This window comes from Pseudoruegeria aquimaris (genome assembly GCF_900172235.1).
Classification (GTDB): Bacteria; Pseudomonadota; Alphaproteobacteria; order Rhodobacterales; family Rhodobacteraceae; genus Pseudoruegeria; species Pseudoruegeria aquimaris.
The window spans coordinates 36,637-55,906 of record NZ_FWFQ01000011.1 but is presented as its reverse complement, the minus strand read 5'-3'; the positions used below and the strand labels follow the sequence as shown (position 1 = coordinate 55,906).

Here is a 19,270-nt window from a genome sequence, read left to right as displayed (position 1 = left end):
GGCCTTGGCCCGGCGGGCACCGCCGGGCAGCGCCCGCCCCGCCCCATGGGCGGGCGCTTCGCTTCCGCCCCGGTGCGGGCGCCGCCCGGCTCACCAATCTTATCATTATTTCCGCGCCACCAGATAGCTCGGCGCATAGGTCAGGCGCACGCCGCCCTCATCGCCGAACCGCGCCTCGTAGGCCGCACAGAAGGCGGCCAGGTCCGCGCGCCCCCAGCGCTGGCCGGTGCCGCCGTTCACCCCGGTGTCGCGCAGGTGGCGCAGCACGGCGCGGGCGCTGTCAAATCGCAGGGTGATCTCCTGATCCTGCGCGCAGGCGATCTCCATGCCCGCAGGCAATAGCGCCGCCATCCCCGCAGCGTCGCGATACCCCGGCGCGCCTTCGGGCAGGCCGAGCGCGCGCAATTCGGGAAAATGGGTGGGGCCATAGGCCGACAGCAGCAGCCAGCCGCCGGGTGCAAGCGCATCGTAGAGCCGCGCGAGCAGCGGGGCCGGGTCAAACAGCCATTGCAGGGTGGAGGCCGAGGCGATCACGTCAAACGGCCCGTCAAACGGCAGGTTTTCCACGGGGCCGGGAAGGAATCGGAAGGCGGCCCCGGGCACCAGCGCGCGCAGCCCGTCGGCGCAGTCGGGCACGAGATCGTTGGCGGTGAATGCGCTCGGGGCGAGCGTCGCGAGGTGTCGGGTCAGAAAGCCGGTGCCCGCGCCGAATTCGAAGATGTTCCCGGCGGTGCTCAGCCCCCGTGCCTGCGCGAGGGTGAACAGGTGGTCAGCCGCCTGTGCCTGCGCCACGGCGGATCGGGAATAGCTCGCCATCCCGCGGGCGAAACTGCGGGCCACGCGGGTCTGGTCGGGCGCGCGCCGGCAGCAATCCTTCATGGCAGCAGATCCTCCCAGCGCGACAGTGCGGCGAAAGGCACGTGGGGGGCGTCCAGTTCGCGGATCGGCGTGCCGGCGAAGGCCCGGCGCAGGTTGCCCGGCGGGAAGATGCGATCCTGCAGGGCGATCACGGCCAGATCCCATGCCACGGCAGGCGCCGCCCCACGTGCCTTCACCGCGGCCAGTTCCTCGCCAAGCGCTGCAATGTCCACTTCGCCCGGCGTGACGGGCTTGCCATGGCAGAGGCCGGCGAAGGCGGCGAAGCTCTCCGGCGACAGCCCGCCTTGGGTGGCCTCGTAGGTGCGTGGCGGGATGCCGAGGCGGCGGTCCACAGGGGCGGGGCTGCCGCAGAGCGCGACGCGGGTGTCGAACCCGTCCGCGCGCCCTTCCTGCCAATGGCCGTAGGCGGCCACGCCGAAGGACCATGCCACCAGCACGCGGGAAGAATAGCGGGAAAAATCGGGCAGGGCTGCGTCAAGTGTTCGGTAATCGCGCAGCCAGTAGAGATCGGCATCGCAGGGCAGGCCGCCGGCGGCCTCGGGCCCCAACCCCCAGCCGCCGAAGACGCAGATCACGCGCTCCGCGCCGCCCTGCCTGATCCACGTGCCCTCCATCAGAGCACTCCGGCCAGATGCACCATCGCGCCGGTGATGCGCGAGAGATCCTCGGGTTCCGTCACGAAGGGCGGCATGGCGTAGATGTTGCGGCCGAAGGGGCGCAGCCAGACGCCGAGTTCCTTGCTGATCGGGTGCGCCTGCGCCGCGCTCACCACGTGGTCCATCTCGATCACGCCGATCGCGCCCAGCACGCGCACGTCGGCCACGCCCGGCAGCTTGCGCGCCGGGGCAAGCTCCGCCGCCATCTGCGCCTCGATCCGGGCCACCCGCGCCTGCCAGTCGCCCTCCTGAAGCAGCGCGAGGCTGGCCCCGGCGGCGGCGCAGGCCAGCGGGTTGCCCATGAAGGTCGGCCCATGCATGAACACGCCCGGCTCGGCCCCGCCGATGCCCTCGGCCACTTTGTCGGAGGCCACGGTGGCCGCGAAGGACATGGTGCCGCCGGTGATCGCCTTGCCGAGGCAGATGATGTCGGGCGTGATCTCGGTGTGATCGGTGGCGAAGGCCTTGCCGGTGCGGCCGAAGCCGGTGGCGATCTCGTCGAAGATCAGCAGCACGCCGTGGGCGTCGCAGAGCGCGCGCGCGGCGTTGAGGTATTCGGGGTGGTAGAAATACATCCCGCCCGCGCCCTGCACGATGGGTTCAAGGATCAGCGCGGCGATCTCGTCTCCGTGGGCCTCGAGGCAGGCAGCGAGGCTCGCCAGCCCGTTGGCGGCGGGATCCTCCACCCACTCCTGCCCGAAGGCGATGGGCGGCGTGTCCACGAAATGCTGCACCGAGAGCGCGCCCTTGAAGATGTGGTGCATCCCCGTCACCGGATCGCAGACGCTCATCGCCTTCCAGGTATCGCCGTGGTAGCCCGAGCGGATCGAGGCGAAGCGGCTGCGGCGTGTCTGGCCGATGGAGTGCTGGTATTGCACCGCCATCTTCATCGCCACTTCGACCGCCACCGAGCCGCTGTCGCAGTAGAAGATGCGGGTGAGGCCCTCGGGCAGCATCGCCAGCAGGCGCTGGCCCAGATCCACGGCGGGCTGGTGGGTGAGCCCGCCGAACATCACGTGGGGCATCTGATCCAGCTGGGCTTTCACCGCGCCGATGATGGCGGGGTGGTTGTAGCCGTGAATGGCGCTCCACCAGCTGGACATGCCGTCGATCATCGCGGTGCCGTCTTCGAGGTGTATCCGCACGCCCTCGGTGCGCACGGCCATATGCGTCGGCCCCGGTTCGGTGACGGAGGTGTAGGGGTGCCAGAGGTGGTGGGCGTCGAATTCGAGCGGTGTCATGCGGCCCCCGAGAAGGCGGACAGGTCGAAGGCTTCGGCGAAGGCGCTGCGCAGGGTGGCAGGCGTGAGATCGGCCAGGAAGGGCAGGCGGCCGAGGCGCGGGATGCCGCTGAACTGAACGATCGTTTCCTCAACGGCATCCTCCGCCTCGCCGATGAAGGCCACGCCCAGCACCGGGCAGCCGGCCGCGCGCAGGGCGCGCAAGGAAAGCAGCGTGTGGTTGATCGTGCCAAGCCGGGTGCGCGCGCAGAGCACCACGGGGGCCTGCCAACGGGCGATCACGTCCAGGTAGAGCGTGCGGCGGTTGAGCGGCACCAGGAGGCCGCCCGCGCCTTCCACCACCAGTGCGCCCTCATGGGCGGGCAGGGTGAGGCGGGCGTCGTCGATCTCCGTGCCTTCCGCCTCGGCGGAGAGATGCGGCGAGGCGGGCAGTTGCAGGCGGTAGACCTCGGGCAGCACCGGCCGGCCCGAGAGCCGGCCGACGATCTGGCTGTCGGTCTCCTCCTCCAGCCCGGATTGCACGGGCTTCCAATAGGTCGCGGCAAGCGCCTGCGTGAGGCCGGCGGAAAAGACCGTCTTGCCGATGCCTGTATCGGTGCCTGTGACGACAATGGGTTTCATGCGGGCTCCAGAACGGTGCAGAGCGCCGCGACCATCTCGGCCACGGCGTCATCGGACGGGTTGAGCGTGAGCGAGATGCGCAGGCGCGAGGTGCCGCGCGGCACGGTGGGGGGGCGGATGCCGCGGATGTCGAAGCCCTGCGCCTGCAGCGCGGCGGCGGCCTCCATCGTGGCGTGATCGCCGCCGATGATCACCGGCAGGATCTGGGTGGCCTGCGCGGGCAGGGGGATGCGCCCGGCACAGAGCGCGCGCACCTTCGCGATGCGGGCTTGCAGGCGGGCCTGCCGTTCGGGCTGGCTTTGCAGGAGCGCAAGCGAGGCGCGCAGGATGGCGGCGGTGAGCGGCGCGGGCGCGGTGGCGAAGATGAAGCCGCGCGCGCGGTTGATCAGCGTGTCGATCAGGCGCGCATCGCCGCAGACCAGCGCACCGGAGGCCCCCAGCCCCTTGCCGCCCGTGTGCAGCGTCAGCACGTTCTCCCGATCCGCGAAAGGGTGGGACAGCCCGCGCCCCATATCGCCGAAGACACCGGTGGCATGGGCCTCGTCCACCACGCAGATCGCGCCGAAGCGGTCGGCCAGGGCCACCAGATCGTCGATCGGGGCCAGATCGCCGTCCATGCTGTAGAGGCTTTCGAAGCAGAGCCACGCCAGCCCCGTGTTGCCGGCCTCGCGCCAGGCGCGCAGCTTGTCTTCGGCGTCCTGCACGTCGTTGTGGGCGAAGGCCTGCGTTTCGGCGCGGCCCAGCCGCATGCCGTCGTGGCTGGAGGCGTGGATCAGCGCGTCATGCAGGATCAGATCGCCCTGCCGGGGCAGGGCCGAAAGGATCGCCGTGTTGGCGACGAAACCGCCCTGCATGAACAGCGCGGCCTGCGTGCCGAAGAAGGCCGCGGCCTCGGCTTCGAGCGCCTCGTGCTCCGGGTGGTTGCCGCGCAGCAGCCGCGAGGCCCCGGCGCCGACGGGCACCCCGCGCGCCAGAGCCTCTTGCGCGGCTTGCAAAAGCTCGGGGGACTGCGCGAGGCCGAGGTAATCGTTGGAGGCGAAATCGTGCCCGCCCGCCGGGATCAGCGAACGGCGGCGGCCGCGGGCCTCCAGGGAAGCCAGCGCCTCTGCGTGGCGGGTGAGCAGGCTCACGGGCGGCAGCCTATTTCTTCGCGCCGTCGCAGCCGGGCGCCATCGCCTGAATGCCGAGGCGGTCGAAGAGCGCCACGTCGTGATCCTCTTCCGGGTTGTCCGCGGTCAGAAGAGTATCGCCGACGAAGATGGAGTTGGCGCCGGCGAAGAAGCACATCGCCTGCATCTCGTCGCTCATCTCGGTCCGGCCGGCGGAGAGGCGCACGTGGGATTTCGGCATCAGGATACGCGCCAGAGCGATGGTGCGCACGAATTCCAGCGGGTCCAGCGGCGCCACGTCGGCCAGCGGGGTGTCGGGGATGGCGATCAGCTGGTTGATCGGCACGCTGTCGGGATGTGCGGGCAGGGTGGCCAGCGCCAGCAGCATGTCGATGCGGTCCATCTTCTCCTCGCCCATGCCGATGATCCCGCCGGCGCAGACCTTGATGCCCGCCTCGCGCACGCGGTTCAGCGTGTCGATCCGGTCGGCAAAGGTGCGGGTGGTGATGATTTCCTCGTAGTAGCGTTCCGAGGTGTCGATGTTGTGGTTGTAGTAGTCGAGCCCCGCACCCTTGAGCTTGATGACCTGATCGTCGTCGAGCATGCCCAGGGTCATGCAGGTTTCCATGCCCATCGCCTTCACGCCCTCGACCATGGCCACGAGCTGATCCATGTCGCGATCCTTGGGCGAGCGCCAGGCCGCGCCCATGCAGTAGCGCGTCGCGCCGGCTTCCTTGGCCTTGCGGGCTTCGGCAAGCACGCGCTCCACCTCGATCAGCTTGGAGGCCGAGAGCTTGGCGCCGTTGCGGGCCGACTGTGAACAATAGGCGCAATCCTCGGGGCAGCCGCCCGTCTTGATCGACAGGAGCTTGGACATCTGCACCTTGTTCGGATCGAAATGCGCCCGGTGCACGGTCTGGGCCTGGAAGAGAAGATCGTTGAAGGGCTGGTTGTAGATGGCTTCGGCTTCTTCGCGCGTCCAGTCGGTGCGCACGCTCGTGTCGATGTTGTCCAGCACAGTAGGGCTCCTGGCGATGGCTGCGGTTTTTTGTAGATTGTTCAAAGCGCCGCGAAGGTCAATCGGGAAATTTTATAGATAAAATTGGTGATCCGCCTCCGAGGCCGTGTTTCCGTGGGTGCCGGAACGGGGGCAGGCGCGGGTGCGGCATCGCGGCGGGCGCGAAGAAAACAGTTGAACAAAGCACCGAAACACCCTTTGTCTGCGGGCGTTGACGCGTTAGCTTTCCGAGTGAACATGACGGACACGGATCTTGATCGGCTGATCGCCTGCCCGACCTGCGACCTCCTGCATGAGGTCGCGCCGGTCGAACCGGGCTACAAGGCGCGCTGCCGGCGCTGCCACACGGTGCTGATCGCCCCGCGGCGCCAATCGATGGACGTGGCCATCGCGCTCGCGGTGACGACGACCGTGCTCATGATCGGCGCCGTGAGCTTTCCCTTCCTGTCGATGAGCCAGTCCGGCCTCCAGAAATCCACCTCCATCCTCGGCATGGTGGCGATCTTCGATCACGGGCTGATGATCGTCGCGGGGGCTTTCGTGGCCATGATGGTGATCGCGCTGCCGCTGGTGCGGGCGCTTGCGCTGATCTACACGCTGCTGCCGCTGCGCCTCGGGCGCAAACCCGCGCCGGGTGCGAAGCGCGTGTTTCTCTTCGCCCAGTGGCTGCTGCCCTGGGCGATGACCGAGATCTTCATCGTCGGAACGATGGTGGCCCTCGTGAAACTGATGGGGCTGGCCTCGGTCTCCTTCGGGCCCGCCTTCTGGCTCTACTGCATCCTCGTGGTCGTCGTGGCCTTCAAGGACGCCTCCGTCTGCAAATGGTCGACATGGAAACTTCTGAACCAATCCGCCGCGGCCTGACGGCGCGCCAGGCCGGCCTCGTGGGCTGCGTCCGCTGCGGCACGGTCCACCGGCGCGGCACGAAGGAGTGCCGCACCTGCGGTGCCCGGCTGCATTCGCGCGACCGGATGAGCCTGCAGCATGTCTGGGCCTGGTGGTTCGCCGGGCTCTTCGTCTACATTCCGGCCAACCTTCTGCCGATGCTGCGCACCGAGATCCTCGGGCGCACGGTGGACAGCACCATCATCGGCGGGGTGATCGAATTCATCGCCCACGGCGACTACTTCGTGGGGATCGTGGTGCTGCTGGCCTCGGTGGCCATCCCGGTGGGCAAGTTCATCGCCGTGGCCTACCTCGCGCTCAGCGTGCAGTTCGGCCTGAAGATCCGCAAGCACCGGCGCCACGTGCTGTTCGAGGTGGTGGAGTTCATCGGGCGCTGGTCGATGGTCGATGTTTTCGTCGTGGCGCTCACCGCCGCGCTCGTGCAATTGGGGTTCGTGATCAGCATCGTGCCCGGGCTCGGGGCCGTGTGTTTTGCACTCTCCGTTGCCTTCACGATGCTTTCGGCCCAGAGTTTCGACACCCGCGCGATCTGGGATCGCATTGAAGAACAGGATCAAACGTGACCGATACGCCTCCCGACTCCACCACGCTGGTGGTTGAACCGCCCAAAGGTTCGCTCCTGAGCCGGATCTCGCTCGTCTGGCTGATCCCGCTGATCTCGCTGGCCGGGGCGCTCTACTACGCCTACACGGCCTACCGCGACCAGGACGTGCCGATCATCATCGAGTTTTCCGAGGCCAACGGCATCAAGGCGCACGGCACGGTGATAAAATACCGCGACGTGGAGATCGGCAGCGTCGAGGACGTGACCTTCTCCGAGGATCTCAGCAAGGTGCTCGTGCACGCGGCGATCCACCCCGAGATGGTGCATTTCCTCGATGAATCGACGGAGTTCTGGGTGGTCAGCGCCGAGGTGTCTGCGCAGGGGATCCGGGGGCTGGATACGGTGCTCTCCGGCGCCTACATCGCCGCCAGCTGGGACAACGTGCCGGGACAACCCGCGCGCCGCTTCACCGGCCGCGATACCGCCCCGGTGGTGGATCTCAAGAAGCCCGGCACGCGCATCACCCTGCGCTCGCAGGATACCGGCTCCGTCTCGGTCGGCGCGCCGCTGCTGCTGCGGGGTATCGGCGTGGGCAAGGTGGAGACGGTCGAGCTTTCCGATGCCGGGGATTCCGTGCTTTTTTCGGCCTTCGTTGATGCGCCCTACGATGATTTCATCACCACCGGCACCCGTTTCTGGAACTCCTCGGGCATCAACGTCTCGCTGGGGACGGGCGGCATCAACCTCAACGTGGACAGCCTGACCTCCATCGTCCAGGGCGGGATCGTGTTCGACACGCTCTTCTCGGGCGGAGAGCCGGTGGGGGAGAACGCGGTGTTCGATCTCTACCGCAACGAGGACGAGGCCCGGAACAGCCTGTTCGACGACAGCCTCGACAGCCTCGTCTACCTGTCGAGTGAATTCGAAGGCAACCTGCGCGGGCTCAAGGTGGGGGCGGATGTCTCCTACAAGGGGCTGAAGGTGGGCGAGGTGACGGAGATGTCGGCCCGCGTCCATACCGACGAGAACGGCGAGGAGAGCGTGCGGCTGGTGGCCAATTTCGCGGTTCAGCCCAACCGCCTCGGCCTCGGCACCGACGAGGAAAACGAGACGACGCTGGCCTTCCTGAACGAACTGGTGAAACGGGGCCTGCGGGCGCAGATCTCTTCGCAGGGGCTTCTGGCCTCCAGCCTCTTCATCGCGCTGGTGGAGGCGCCGGAGGCCGACCCGGCCCAGATCGATCTCTTCGCCACGCCCTATCCGACCTTCCCGACGATACCGGCCGCGCCGGACACGCTGGCCTCCGCCGCCGAAGGCGTGCTTGAGCGGGTCTCGAACCTGCCGATCGAGGAGCTGCTGGACGAAGCCATCCAGACGCTTGCGAGCATCCGCGCCGTGGCCGGGGACGAGCGCATCCGCGAGATTCCGGGCTCGGTGGCCAACGTGCTGCAAAGCGTGGAGGGCATCGTGGCCAACGAGAAGCTCCAGACGATCCCCGACGATCTGAGCGGGGCCATCGCCGATCTGCGCGCCATTCTCGACAAGCTGGAGGAAGGCAACGCCGTGGCCAGCCTGACTTCGGTTCTGGAGAGCGCGGACGTGGCCGCCAAGCAGGTCGCCGCCGCGAGCGAGACGCTGCCGGGCCTCGTGCAGGAGATCGAAACGCTGATGCAGACCGTCAACGCGCTGCCGCTGGGCGACATCGCCACCTCCGCGAGCGAGATCCTGGCGAGCGCCGATCAGATCGTTTCGTCCGAGGCTTTGCAGGGGCTGCCCGATGATCTGGCGGCCTCGGTGGCCGAGGTGCGGCGCATCCTCGAACAGCTGGAGGGCGGTCAGACGATCGCCAAGCTGACCGAGGTGCTGGACAATGCCAATGTCGCCGCGGCCAACGTCGCGACCGCGAGCGAAGATTTCCCGGCCCTGCTCGAGAACATCAACGCCGTCGTGGCCAAGCTGGAGCAGCTGCCGATGGGCGAGGTGGCTGACTCGGCCAACGCCATGATCGAAAGCATCGACGGCTTCATCCGTTCCGAGGGCATGCAGGCGCTGCCGGCGGAGCTTTCGGGAACGCTCACCGAGCTGCGCGGCATCCTGGCCGAGATCCAGGAGGGCGGTGCGGTGGAGAACCTCAACACCGCGCTGGCCGACGTGAGCGCCGCCGCCCGGAACATCAGCAGCGCCTCCGAGGGGCTGCCGCAGCTGATGGCCGACATCGACGCCCTCGTGCAGAAGGCGGAAAGCCTGCCGCTGGAGGAGCTGGCGGCCTCGGCCAACGACGTGCTGCAAAGCGCCGACGACCTCATCGCCTCCGAGGGCATGCAGGCGCTGCCGGCCTCGCTGTCGGCGGCGCTGGACCAGGTGCGCGCGGTTCTGGACGAGTTGCAGCAGGGCGGGGCGGTGGAGAACCTCAACCGCACGCTGGCCTCGGCCGAGAACGCCGCCGACGAGGTGGCCAAGGCGGCCCAGAGCCTGCCCGAACTGGTGGAGCGGCTCGATCGCCTCGCCAGCACGGCGGAGGCCACGCTCGCCGCCTACGGCAATGGCTCGCCGATCAACCGCGAGGCCGTTCTGGCGGTGCGCGCGGTGCGGCAGGCCGCGGAAGATGCCAGCTCGCTGGCCAAGACGATCCAGCGCAAACCCAACGCGCTTCTGACGGGGAGATAGGAATGAACTTCATGGCAAGGGGCCTCGCGGCCCTCGCTCTGGCCCTCGGGCTGGCGGCCTGCAGCGGCCCTTCGGATCTATACCTGCTGCCCGAGCAGCCGGTGGCCCAGCAACTGGGCACCGCCGCCCGGACGGTCGAGGTGGAGACGATCAACCTGCCGGACTACGCCAAGGACGTGGGCATCGCGGTGTTGACGGACAACGGCATCCTGCGCGCGCAGGAGGGTGTGGAGTGGGCGGATTCGCCGGATCGGGCGATGACGCTGGTTCTGGCAGGCAACCTCGATGCCGCCCTGTCGGCGCAGGTGGCGCCTTCGCCCTGGCCGTTCCTGACGCCGGCCGATGTGCTGGTGGTGGTGAACGTATCGAAATCCCACGGCACGCTGGGCGGCAGCCTGACCTTCGCGGGGCAGTACTTCCTGACGTCTCCGGCCGGTGGATCGCTGGAGCGCGCGCGGCGGTTCAACATCGTGGTGCCGGTCAACGGCGAGGGGCTGACAAGCCTCGCGGATGCGCAGTCGCGCGCCATCGCCCAGCTTGCGGGCCAGATCGCACAGGACATCTCCCGCGTGAGCCGCGGGCAGGTGTAACGGATCAACGCCCGGCGGCACGCCGGGCAGCTCCCGCCCGCCCCCACCTACGGGCTGGGGCCGCCCTCTGGACGAGAAACCTACGAAAAAGCCCGCGCCAGACCGGCGCGGGCTTGCTGTTCATTTTAGGGCCACCCGGTTACTTCGGGCGGCTGACCACTTTCACCTCGAGGAAATCCTCGATCCCGAAATGGCCGCCTTCCCGGCCCAGCCCGCTCATCTTGTAGCCGCCGAAGGGGCTGCCGTAGCCCATGTCCTCGCCGTTGATGTGCACCATCCCGGCGCGCAACTGGGTGGAGACGCGCCCGGCGCGCTCCGGATCACCGGTCTGGATGTAGGCGGCCAGCCCGTAGGGCGTGTCGTTGGCGATCTCGATGGCCTCTTCCTCGGTGTCGAACGGGATCATCGCCAGCACCGGGCCGAAGACTTCCTCCTGCGCGATGCGCATGTCGTTGCGCACGTCGGCGAAGACGGTGGGCTTCACGAAGTAGCCCACGTTGCGCCCATCGGGCTTGCCGGGGCCGCCGGCCACGAGTCGGGCGCCTTCGTCGATGGCGGCCTGGATCAGCGTCTGCACGCGGTCGAACTGCAACTGGCTCACCAGCGGCCCGATGTGGCTGCCTTCAAGGGCGGGATCGCCCACCTCGGTGGCCTCCGCCGTGGCCTTCGCCACCTCCACGGCCTGATCGTAGGCGCTGCGTTCCACCAGCATCCGCGTCGGCGCGTTGCAGGACTGGCCGGTGTTCTGGAAGCAATGGCGCACGCCGCGCTTCACGGCGGCTTCCACGTCGGTATCGGCAAAGACGAGGTTCGGGCTCTTGCCGCCCAGTTCCAGCGTCACGCGCTTCACCGTGGCGGCCCCGTCGCGGGCCACGGCGGTGCCGCCGCGGGTGGAGCCGGTGAAGGACATCATGTCCACCTGCGGATGGCGCGAGAGCGCCGCGCCCACCACCGGGCCTTCGCCGTTCACCAGGTTGAACACGCCTGCCGGAACGCCCGCCTCGTGGAGAACTTCCGCGTAGAGCATGGCGTCGATCGGGGTCAGTTCGGACGGCTTCAGCACCATGGTGCAGCCGGCGGCCAGCGCGGGCAGAACCTTCAGCACGATCTGGTTCATCGGCCAGTTCCACGGGGTGATGAGCCCGCAGACGCCGATCGGCTCGCGCAGGATCGTATCGCCGTTGAAATTGGTGGAGCGGAACTGGATTTCCTTCAGCCCCTTCAGGAAGCCTTCGAGGTGGCCCACGCCCACGGCGGCCTGCGCGTTCTTCGACAGCGTGGCCGGCGCGCCCATCTCCTGCGTGATCGTGGTGGCGAATTCGTCGTAGCGGCGCTTGTAGACGGCGAGGATGCTTTCCAGCAGGGCGATGCGGTCATCGACGCTGGTGCGGCTGTAGCTGGCAAAAGCGGCGCGGGCGGCGGCCACGGCTGCGTCCACATCGGCCTCGCTGCCCATGGAGATGGTTGCGAAAACCTCCTCGGTGGCCGGGTTGATCACCCCGAGATCGTTGGGCGTGGCCGGATCGACCCATGCGCCGTTGATGTAGAACTTGCGTCTGTCCAGGATTGCCATGCAACCCTCCCTTGTTTGTCGGTTTGGGTGAGTTCAGAGTTTGTCGCGCAGCGCGTAGTAGACCATCGCCAGCACCAGCAGCGGGTGCCGCATGGCGACGCCGCCGGGGAAGCGCCGGGTTGGCACCTGCGCCATGATATCGAAGCGCTCGGCCTGCCCCTGTATCGTTTCCGCCGCAAGCTTGCCTCCCAGCGTCGCCATGGCGACGCCGTGGCCGGAATAGCCGCTGGCCGAGAGCACGTGCCCGCGCAGGCGGGCGAAGTGGGGCATGCGGTTCATGGTGATTCCCAGCGTGCCGCCCCAGGCGTAGTCGATCCGGGTCTGCTCGAGCTGCGGGAAGATCTCCAGCATCGGCCGGCGCACCTTCGCGGCGATGTCGGTTGGGAAGCGGTAGCCGTAGCTTTCGGTGCCGCCGAAGAGCAGGCAGCGATCCTCGGAGAAGCGGAAGTAGTTGATGACGAACTTGCTGTCGGCCACCGCGTGGTTGCCCGCGATCAGCTTTTCCGCCGCTTCCGGGCTCATCGGCTCGGTGGCGATGATGTAGTTGTTGATCGGCATGACCCGCGCGGCCACCTGGCCGTCCAGATCGCCGAGATAGCCGTTGCAGCCCAGCACGACGTAACGGGCGGTGATCCGGGCTTCGCGCGTCGAGACCCGCGCGGGCTCGCCCATGTCGATGCCGTCCACCTTGCTGCCTTCGAAGATGCGCACCCCGGCGGCCTGCGCCATCCGGGCCAGCCCGAAGGCGTAGCGCAGGGGGTGGATGTGGCCGCCGCCCATGTCGAGGGTGCCGCCGTGGTAGGCGGGGCTGTCCACCAGCGCGCGGATCTCGTCGGGGCCGATGGCGCGGATCTTGTCGTAGCCGTATTCCGCCTGCAGCTTCTCCGCGTAGGCCCTGCTGTGGGGCACGTAGCGGGCGCGGTGGTCGGCGTGGAGGATGCCGGGCACGAATTCCGTGTCCATGTCTCCCTCGGCGATCAGCGCCTTCACGAGGTCGACGCTTTCCAGCGAGAGATCCCAGAGGGTGCGGGCATGGGCCTTGCCGACCATGGCCTCCAGTTCGTCCTGTTCCACGCGCTGCCCGGTGCCGACCTGTCCGCCGTTGCGCCCCGAGGCGCCGAAGCCCACGCGCTGGGCGTCGAGCAGGATCACGTCGTAGCCGGCTTTCGCAAGATGCAGCGCGGCGGAAAGCCCGGTGAACCCGGCGCCGACCACGCAGACGTCGCAGGAGAGTTCGCCGCGGGCGGGATCGAATGGTGGCAGGTGCCGGGCGCTGTCGGCATACCAGCTCTTGGGGTAGCTGCCGGGCTTGTCGTTGGCGGTCAGGATGTCGAGCATTGCGTGCCTCTGTATCTTTCAGTCTGCCCGGTGGCATGCCGGGCAGCGCCTGCCTGCCCCCGGCAGGTGCTGCCCCCCGTGCTTATGCGGCCACCATCAGGCCCTCGGCCTTCAGCTTGGCGTGGGTCTGGTCCAGCGATTTCACGGCGCGTTCGATCAGCGTGTCCACGTCGCTCTTCTGCAGGATCAGCGGCGGGGCGATGATCATGCGGTCGCCCACATGGCGCATCACCAGCTGGTTGGCGAAGCAGTGATCGCGGCAGATCAGGCCGGCAGTGCCGGCGCCGGCGGCGAAAGCGGCGCGGGAGGCCTTGTCGGGGGTCATCGCGAGCGAGCCCATGAAGCCCACGATCTTGGCTTCGCCCACGAGCGGGTGATCCGCCAGCTGCGCCCATTTCTCGGCGAGGTAGGGGCCGGTGTGGGTGGAGACGTTTTCGACCAGCTTCTCATCCTCGATGATGCGCAGGTTCTCCAGCGCCACCGCGCAGGAGACCGGGTGGCCGGAGTAGGTGTAGCCGTGGTTGAAATCGCCGGCCTCGGCGACCGTGTTGGCCACCTCGTCGCTCACCAGCGAGCCGCCGATGGGCGCATAGCCGGAGGAGAGGCCCTTGGCGATCGTCATGATGTCGGGGCGGATGTCGTAGGTCTGGGAGCCGAACATGTTGCCGGTGCGCCCGAAGCCGCAGATCACCTCGTCGGCGATCAGCAGGATCTCGTGGGCGTCGCAGATGCGCTGGATCTCGGGCCAGTAGGTGGAGGGCGGGATGATCACGCCGCCCGCACCCTGGATCGGCTCGGCGATGAAGGCGGCAACCTTGTCCTCGCCCAGCTCGGCGATCTTCGCTTCCAGTTCGCGCGCGCGGGCGAGGCCGAATTCCTCGGGGCTCATGTCGCCGCCCTCGGCCCACCAGTTGGGCTGGCCGATGTGCACGATGTCGGCGATGGGCAGGCCGCCCTGGGCGTGCATCGGCTGCATCCCGCCGAGGCTTGCGCCGGCCATGGTGGAGCCGTGGTAGGCGTTCCTGCGGCTGATGATCACCTTCTTCTCGGGCTTGCCCTTGGCCGCCCAGTAGTGGCGCACGAGGCGGACGTTGGTGTCGTTGGCGTCGGAGCCGCCGGAGGCGTAGAACACGTGGTTCAGATCGCCCGGCGCCATCTCGGCCAGCTTCTGGGCCAGCGCGATGGCCGGAACGTGGGTCGTCTGGAAGAAAGTGTTGTAGTAGGGCAGTTCCTTGAGCTGGCGCGCGGCCACCTCGGCGATGCTGTCGCGGCCGTAGCCGATGTTCACGCACCAAAGCCCGGCCATGCCGTCGAGGATGTCTACGCCGTTGCTGTCGGTCAGCGTCACGCCCTTGGCGCGGGTGATGACCCGGGCGCCTTTCCTGGCAAGATCGGCACCGGCGGTGAAGGGGTGCATGTGGTGGGCGGCGTCCAGTGCCTGCAGTTCCTCGGTGGGAAGGTGGTTCGAGATCATGTTCATCTTGGTGGTCTCCGGCCTGTGGATGATCAGACGTTCAGCAGAAGGTGTTCGCGCTCCCAGGGGGAGATTTCGCGTTTGAATTCCTCGAGTTCGGCGCGTTTGATCGCGTCGAAGAGGGCGCAGAACTCGCGCCCCAGCACTTCCTTGACGGCCGCTTCCTCCTCGAAGAGGTCGAGCGCGTCGCCGAGGTTGTCGGGCAGTTCGGCTTCGCCGGCATAGACTTCGCCGCTCACCTCGGGGCGCGGGGCGACGGCCTGCTCCATGCCGAGGTAGCCACAGGCCAGTGAGGCGGCGATGGCGAGGTAGGGGTTGCAGTCGATGCCGATCACGCGGTTCTCCACCCGGCGCGCCTCGGGCCCCGAGGTGGGGATGCGCAGGCCGGTGGTGCGGTTGTCGGCGCCCCATTCGAGGTTGGTCGGGGCGCTCTGGCCGGCGGTGAAGCGGCGGTAGCTGTTCACGTAGGGCGCCAGCAGGGGCATCACGTGCATCAGGTATTTCTGGCTGCCACCGATGAAGTGGAAGAAGGCCTCGGTCGGGCTGCCGTCGGCGTTGGAAAAGATGTTGCGCCCGGTATTCGCGTCCACGACGCTCTGGTGGATGTGCATCGCGCTGCCGGGCTCGTCGCGCATGGGTTTGGCCATGAAGGTGGCGAAGGTGCCGTTCTTCAGGGCCGCCTCGCGGATCGCGCGCTTGCAGTAGAACACCTGGTCCGCCAGCGTCAGCGGATCGCCGTGCAGCAGGTTGATCTCGATCTGGCCCGCGCCGCCTTCCTGGATCAGCGTGTCCAGCTCCAGCCCCTGCGCCTCGGCGAAATCGTAGATCGTGTCGATCACCGGGCCGTATTCGTCCACCGCGACCATGGAGTAGGCCTGCCGCCCGGCGCCCTTGCGCCCGGTGCGCCCCACCGGGGGTTCGATCGGCTCGTTCGGATCGACGTTGGGCTTGGTGAGATAGAACTCCAGCTCCGGGGCCACCACGGGCTCCCACCCCCTCGCGCGGTAGAGCGCCAGCACGCGCTTGAGCACGTTGCGGGGCGCGATGGCCAGCGGGGTGCCGTCGCGCATCTCCAGATCGTTGATCACCTGCAGCGTGACGTCATCGGCCCAGGGCACGGCGGAGGCGGTGGCCATGTCGGGCTTGAGGCGGATGTCGATCTCCGTCCACTGGTTCGGGATCTCGGCGATGTCCACGTATTCGCCGGTGATCGTCTGGTAGAAGAGGGAGATGGGCAGGAAGAACGTGCTGTCCGGGGAGAACTTGTAGAACGGCATGGATTTGCCGCGCGACATGCCGGTGAGATCGGGAATGATGCATTCCACCTCTTCGATCCGGCTTTCCCCCTGATAGGCGCGGAACGCCTCGGGAAGCGATTGTGTCCAGTCAGTGGTCACAAGGCACCTGTTGGTTGCGGGTTGCGTGTGCTGATTCGTCGGCCGGCCGTGCGGGCGCTTTTCATTTCGCCCGGTTTTTGAGCCGGAGCCTCAGCTTGCCGTCAGAATATGATCAAAAAAAATCCTGTCAAACGGTTTTGATCAAATCTCGGCACTCAAAGTCTGCCGGATCTGTTCGAGCCCCTGGCGGATGTCCTGCCGGATCGCGGCGCAGACCGTCGCCGGATCGCCTTCGGCCAGTGCCAGCAGGGCCTCGTCGTGCTTGTCGGGCAGGTTGGCTGTGCCGTGGCGGCCGCAGACCACCCGCAGCGACGGGCCTGCGCGCAGCCAGAGCGCCTCGGCGGCGGAAAGCAGGATCGGTGCCTGCGCGAAGCCGTAGAGGTGCATGTGGAAGGCGTGGTTGTGGCGCAGGTGGCCGCCCACGTCGCCCGCATCGATGGCATCGTTGAGTCGGTCGTCGATGGCGCGCAGGGCGGAAACACCCTCTGCGTCAATGTTTGTAGCCGCTTGGCGCGCCAGTTCCGGCTCGACGTGCAGGCGCAGGAAGGCCAGTTGCTCAAGGTCTTCGAGCGTCAGTTCGGGCACGCTGATGCGGCGGTTCCCAAGCGGCAGAAGGGCGCCTTCGGCCGTCAGGCGGCGCAGGGCTTCGCGGATCGGCGTCATTCCCGCCGAAAGCGCTTCGGCGAGGCCCTGGATGGTGACGGGCTGCGCGGGGGCGAGATCGCCGAAGAGAATCATCTCCCGGATCTGCCGGTAGACGATCTCGTGCGCCGGGATTTTTCTTGTCGTTTCGGCCATCTCTTTTAACATGCTGTCCCGTATCGATCCGAAATCCGTTTCTTGGCACATGTTTGCATCGCGCTGGCCCGCCTGCAAATATCATATTGCCTTGTGATCTGATTTTTGATCAAAATGCGAAAAAAGGAAAGGGGCAACCAAGCCCCTGAGTTCAACATCGGGAGATGAACATGAAGAAAACACTCGTCCCAGCCGCTCTGGCCCTTGCCGTCGGCGCGGGCGCGGCCTTCGCCGAAGAGGTCCGTGTCTACAACTGGTCGGACTACATCGACGAATCCCTGCTGACGAAGTTCGAGAAGGAGACCGGGATCAAGCTGATCTACGACGTCTTCGACTCCAACGAGGTGCTGGAAACCAAGCTGCTCGCCGGCTCCACCGGTTACGACGTGGTGGTGCCCTCCGGCACCTTCCTGCAGCGCCAGATCACCGCCGGCGTGTTCCAGCCGCTGGATTTCTCCAAGCTGCCCAACGCCGTGAACCTCTGGGACGTGATCAAGGAACGCACCGCCAAATACGACCCGGGCAACAAGTACTCCATCAATTACATGTGGGGCACCACGGGCCTCGGCATCAATGCCGAGAAGGTGGCCGAAGTGCTGGGCGAGGACGCCCCGGTGGATTCGCTGGCGCTGATCTTCGATCCGGCCAACATGGAGAAGCTGAAGTCCTGCGGCGTGCACATTCTGGATGCGCCGGTGGAAGTCATCCCGGCCGCGCTCGCCTACCTCGGCGAGGATCCCGACAGCCAGGACCCGGACGTGATCGCCAAGACGGAGCCCGTGCTCACCGCGATGGCGCCGAACGTGCTGAAGTTCCACTCTTCCGAGTATATCTCCGCACTCGCCAACGGTGACATCTGCGTCGCCTTTGGGTGGTCCGGTGACATCCTGCAGGCCCGGGATCGCGCTGACGAGGCCGACAACGGCGTGACCATCGAATACTACGCGCCGAAGGAAGGCGCGCTGATGTGGTTCGACCAGATGGCCATTCCGGCCGATGCGCCGAACCCGGACGGCGCCCACAAGTTCCTCAACTTCATCATGGACGCCGAGAACATGGCGGCCGCCTCCAACTACGTCTACTACGCCAACGGCAACAAGGCGTCGCAGGAGTTCCTCGAAGAGGATGTGATCGGTGACGTCGCGATCTACCCGGACGAGGAGACGCTGAAGAACCTCTACACCACCTCGCCCTACGGGCCGAAGGTCCAGCGCGTGGTGACGCGCCTCTGGACGAAGGTGAAATCCGGTTCCTGACCCAAACATGCGGCCCCGCCCCGGGAAAGGGGCGGGGCCGTTTCAATTTTCGAGGCAGACATGGCGCAAGTCGCACCCCGCCCGGTGTTCGAACCCTGGAACGAGCCGGCCGCTAAACCCCTGATCCAGTTTCAGAACGTGACGAAACGCTTCGGCGAGTTCACCGCGATCGACAACCTCTCGCTGGACATCTACGAGCGCGAGTTCTTCGCGCTGCTCGGCCCCTCGGGCTGCGGCAAGACGACGATGATGCGGATGCTCGGCGGTTTCGAGACGCCGACCGAGGGCAAGATCCTCCTTGGCGGGCAGGACATCGCGCCCGTGCCGCCGAACAAGCGCCCGGTGAACATGATGTTCCAGTCCTACGCGCTGTTTCCGCACCTCACCGTCTACGACAACATCGCCTTCGGCCTGAAGCGTTCGGACATGCCGAAATCCGAGATCGCGGGCCGGGTGGAAGAGATGCTCAAGCTCACGCGGCTGGGCAAGTTCGCGGGGCGCAAGCCGCACCAGATTTCCGGCGGCCAGCGCCAGCGCGTGGCTCTGGCGCGCGCACTCGCCAAGGCGCCCAAGCTGCTGCTGCTCGATGAACCGCTGGGCGCGCTCGACAAGAAGCTGCGCACCGAGACCCAGTTCGAACTGATGGACATCCAGGAGCGCACCGGCACCACCTTCGTGATCGTGACCCACGACCAGGAAGAAGCCATGACCGTGGCCAGCCGCATCGCAGTGATGAACGACGGTCTGCTCGTGCAGGTCGATACCCCCGGCCGCATCTACGAAACCCCGAATTCCACCTACGTTGCCGATTTCATCGGCGACGTGAACATCATCGAAGGCACGGCCCAGCCCGCCGGCGAGGGCGCCTATACGGTGGCCTGGGCGGAAGGGCAGCCGGCGCTCTCCGTGCAATCGGCCACCGAACTGGGCGCCGGGGACCGATGCTTCTTTGCCATCCGCCCCGAGAAGGTGGCCATTTCGGCGGAGAAGCCCGCCGACAGGCCCAACGCGGTGCAGGGCAAGATCCTCGACATCGCCTACCTCGGCAACATCTCCACCTACCACGTGGAGCTGCCCGGCGGCGTGATCATCAAGGCGCAGACGGCGAACGATCGCCGCATCTCCCGCCGCAGCTTCACCTGGGAAGACAGCGTGTGGCTGTCCTGGACGGCGACGGCCGGCGTCCTGCTGGCGAACTGAGGGC

General features: G+C 67.2%; 17 protein-coding genes. 6 read left to right on the top strand and 11 right to left on the bottom strand.

What is annotated here, in order from left to right; genetic code table 11:
- Window positions 1–105: 105 nt before the first annotated feature.
- Genes PSA7680_RS09180 through bioB form a run of 6 tightly spaced genes read right to left on the bottom strand, consistent with a single transcriptional unit; the run spans window position 106 to window position 5,523 of the window.
- On the bottom strand, window positions 106–879 hold the full coding sequence (locus PSA7680_RS09180; RefSeq protein WP_085868412.1) for a methyltransferase domain-containing protein: 774 nt from the start codon (window positions 877–879) through the stop codon (window positions 106–108).
- The gene (locus tag PSA7680_RS09175) at window positions 876–1,493 is read right to left on the bottom strand and encodes a pimeloyl-ACP methyl esterase BioG family protein (RefSeq protein ID WP_085868411.1); all 618 of its coding nucleotides are present in this window, start codon (window positions 1,491–1,493) and stop codon (window positions 876–878) included. Before PSA7680_RS09175 ends, PSA7680_RS09180 begins: the two co-directional genes overlap by 4 nt.
- Entirely contained in the window at window positions 1,493–2,776 is a 1,284-nt protein-coding gene (bioA, locus tag PSA7680_RS09170; RefSeq protein ID WP_085868410.1) for an adenosylmethionine--8-amino-7-oxononanoate transaminase, read from the bottom strand. The genes PSA7680_RS09175 and bioA overlap by 1 nt, the downstream gene beginning before the upstream one ends.
- Window positions 2,773–3,396, bottom strand: coding sequence for a dethiobiotin synthase (gene bioD / locus PSA7680_RS09165; RefSeq protein ID WP_085868409.1), 624 nt, complete (start codon window positions 3,394–3,396; stop codon window positions 2,773–2,775). Before bioD ends, bioA begins: the two co-directional genes overlap by 4 nt.
- The gene (locus PSA7680_RS09160) at window positions 3,393–4,526 is read right to left on the bottom strand and encodes an 8-amino-7-oxononanoate synthase (RefSeq protein WP_085868408.1); all 1,134 of its coding nucleotides are present in this window, start codon (window positions 4,524–4,526) and stop codon (window positions 3,393–3,395) included. The genes bioD and PSA7680_RS09160 overlap by 4 nt, the downstream gene beginning before the upstream one ends.
- Window positions 4,527–4,536: 10 nt before the next feature.
- Complete coding sequence (gene bioB, locus PSA7680_RS09155; RefSeq protein ID WP_245824553.1) at window positions 4,537–5,523, bottom strand: biotin synthase BioB; 987 nt, start codon at window positions 5,521–5,523, stop codon at window positions 4,537–4,539.
- A gap of 237 nt (window positions 5,524–5,760) precedes the next feature.
- Here bioB and PSA7680_RS09150 point away from each other — a divergent pair, with 237 nt between their 5' ends.
- From PSA7680_RS09150 to PSA7680_RS09135, 4 genes are read left to right on the top strand one after another with little or no spacing between them, the layout of a single operon-like run.
- Window positions 5,761–6,387 (top strand): paraquat-inducible protein A, encoded by a 627-nt coding sequence (locus PSA7680_RS09150; RefSeq protein WP_085868407.1) that lies wholly within the window; start codon window positions 5,761–5,763, stop codon window positions 6,385–6,387.
- Window positions 6,354–6,992, top strand: coding sequence for a paraquat-inducible protein A (locus PSA7680_RS09145; RefSeq protein WP_085868406.1), 639 nt, complete (start codon window positions 6,354–6,356; stop codon window positions 6,990–6,992). Before PSA7680_RS09150 ends, PSA7680_RS09145 begins: the two co-directional genes overlap by 34 nt.
- Complete coding sequence (locus PSA7680_RS09140) at window positions 6,989–9,640, top strand: MlaD family protein (RefSeq protein ID WP_085868405.1); 2,652 nt, start codon at window positions 6,989–6,991, stop codon at window positions 9,638–9,640. Before PSA7680_RS09145 ends, PSA7680_RS09140 begins: the two co-directional genes overlap by 4 nt.
- Before the next feature lie 11 nt (window positions 9,641–9,651).
- On the top strand, window positions 9,652–10,230 hold the full coding sequence (locus PSA7680_RS09135) for a PqiC family protein (protein WP_176244108.1): 579 nt from the start codon (window positions 9,652–9,654) through the stop codon (window positions 10,228–10,230).
- A gap of 139 nt (window positions 10,231–10,369) precedes the next feature.
- On the opposite strand, the gene PSA7680_RS09130 is transcribed toward PSA7680_RS09135, so the two are convergent.
- The 5 genes from PSA7680_RS09130 to PSA7680_RS09110 all read right to left on the bottom strand — a co-directional run bounded on the left by PSA7680_RS09130 (window position 10,370) and on the right by PSA7680_RS09110 (window position 16,810).
- A complete protein-coding gene (locus tag PSA7680_RS09130) occupies window positions 10,370–11,803 on the bottom strand; it encodes an aldehyde dehydrogenase family protein (protein ID WP_217808329.1) in 1,434 nt (477 codons plus the stop codon).
- A 33-nt stretch (window positions 11,804–11,836) separates the two neighbouring features.
- Window positions 11,837–13,141 carry an NAD(P)/FAD-dependent oxidoreductase gene (locus PSA7680_RS09125; protein WP_085868403.1) on the bottom strand — a complete coding sequence of 435 codons (1,305 nt, stop codon included), beginning with the start codon at window positions 13,139–13,141 and terminating at the stop codon, window positions 11,837–11,839.
- A gap of 82 nt (window positions 13,142–13,223) precedes the next feature.
- A complete protein-coding gene (locus PSA7680_RS09120; RefSeq protein WP_085868402.1) occupies window positions 13,224–14,621 on the bottom strand; it encodes an aspartate aminotransferase family protein in 1,398 nt (465 codons plus the stop codon).
- Between the two features lie 26 nt (window positions 14,622–14,647).
- The gene (locus PSA7680_RS09115; protein ID WP_176244107.1) at window positions 14,648–16,012 is read right to left on the bottom strand and encodes a glutamine synthetase family protein; all 1,365 of its coding nucleotides are present in this window, start codon (window positions 16,010–16,012) and stop codon (window positions 14,648–14,650) included.
- 141 nt (window positions 16,013–16,153) lie between these two features.
- Window positions 16,154–16,810: a GntR family transcriptional regulator gene (locus PSA7680_RS09110; protein WP_245824549.1), complete on the bottom strand. Its 657-nt coding sequence runs from the start codon at window positions 16,808–16,810 to the stop codon at window positions 16,154–16,156.
- 170 nt (window positions 16,811–16,980) lie between these two features.
- Here PSA7680_RS09110 and PSA7680_RS09105 point away from each other — a divergent pair, with 170 nt between their 5' ends.
- Together PSA7680_RS09105 and PSA7680_RS09100 are read left to right on the top strand one after the other, a co-directional pair.
- A complete protein-coding gene (locus PSA7680_RS09105) occupies window positions 16,981–18,066 on the top strand; it encodes a polyamine ABC transporter substrate-binding protein (RefSeq protein WP_085868481.1) in 1,086 nt (361 codons plus the stop codon).
- Between the two features lie 60 nt (window positions 18,067–18,126).
- On the top strand, window positions 18,127–19,266 hold the full coding sequence (locus PSA7680_RS09100; protein WP_085868401.1) for an ABC transporter ATP-binding protein: 1,140 nt from the start codon (window positions 18,127–18,129) through the stop codon (window positions 19,264–19,266).
- The last annotated feature ends 4 nt before the right edge of the window (window positions 19,267–19,270 follow it).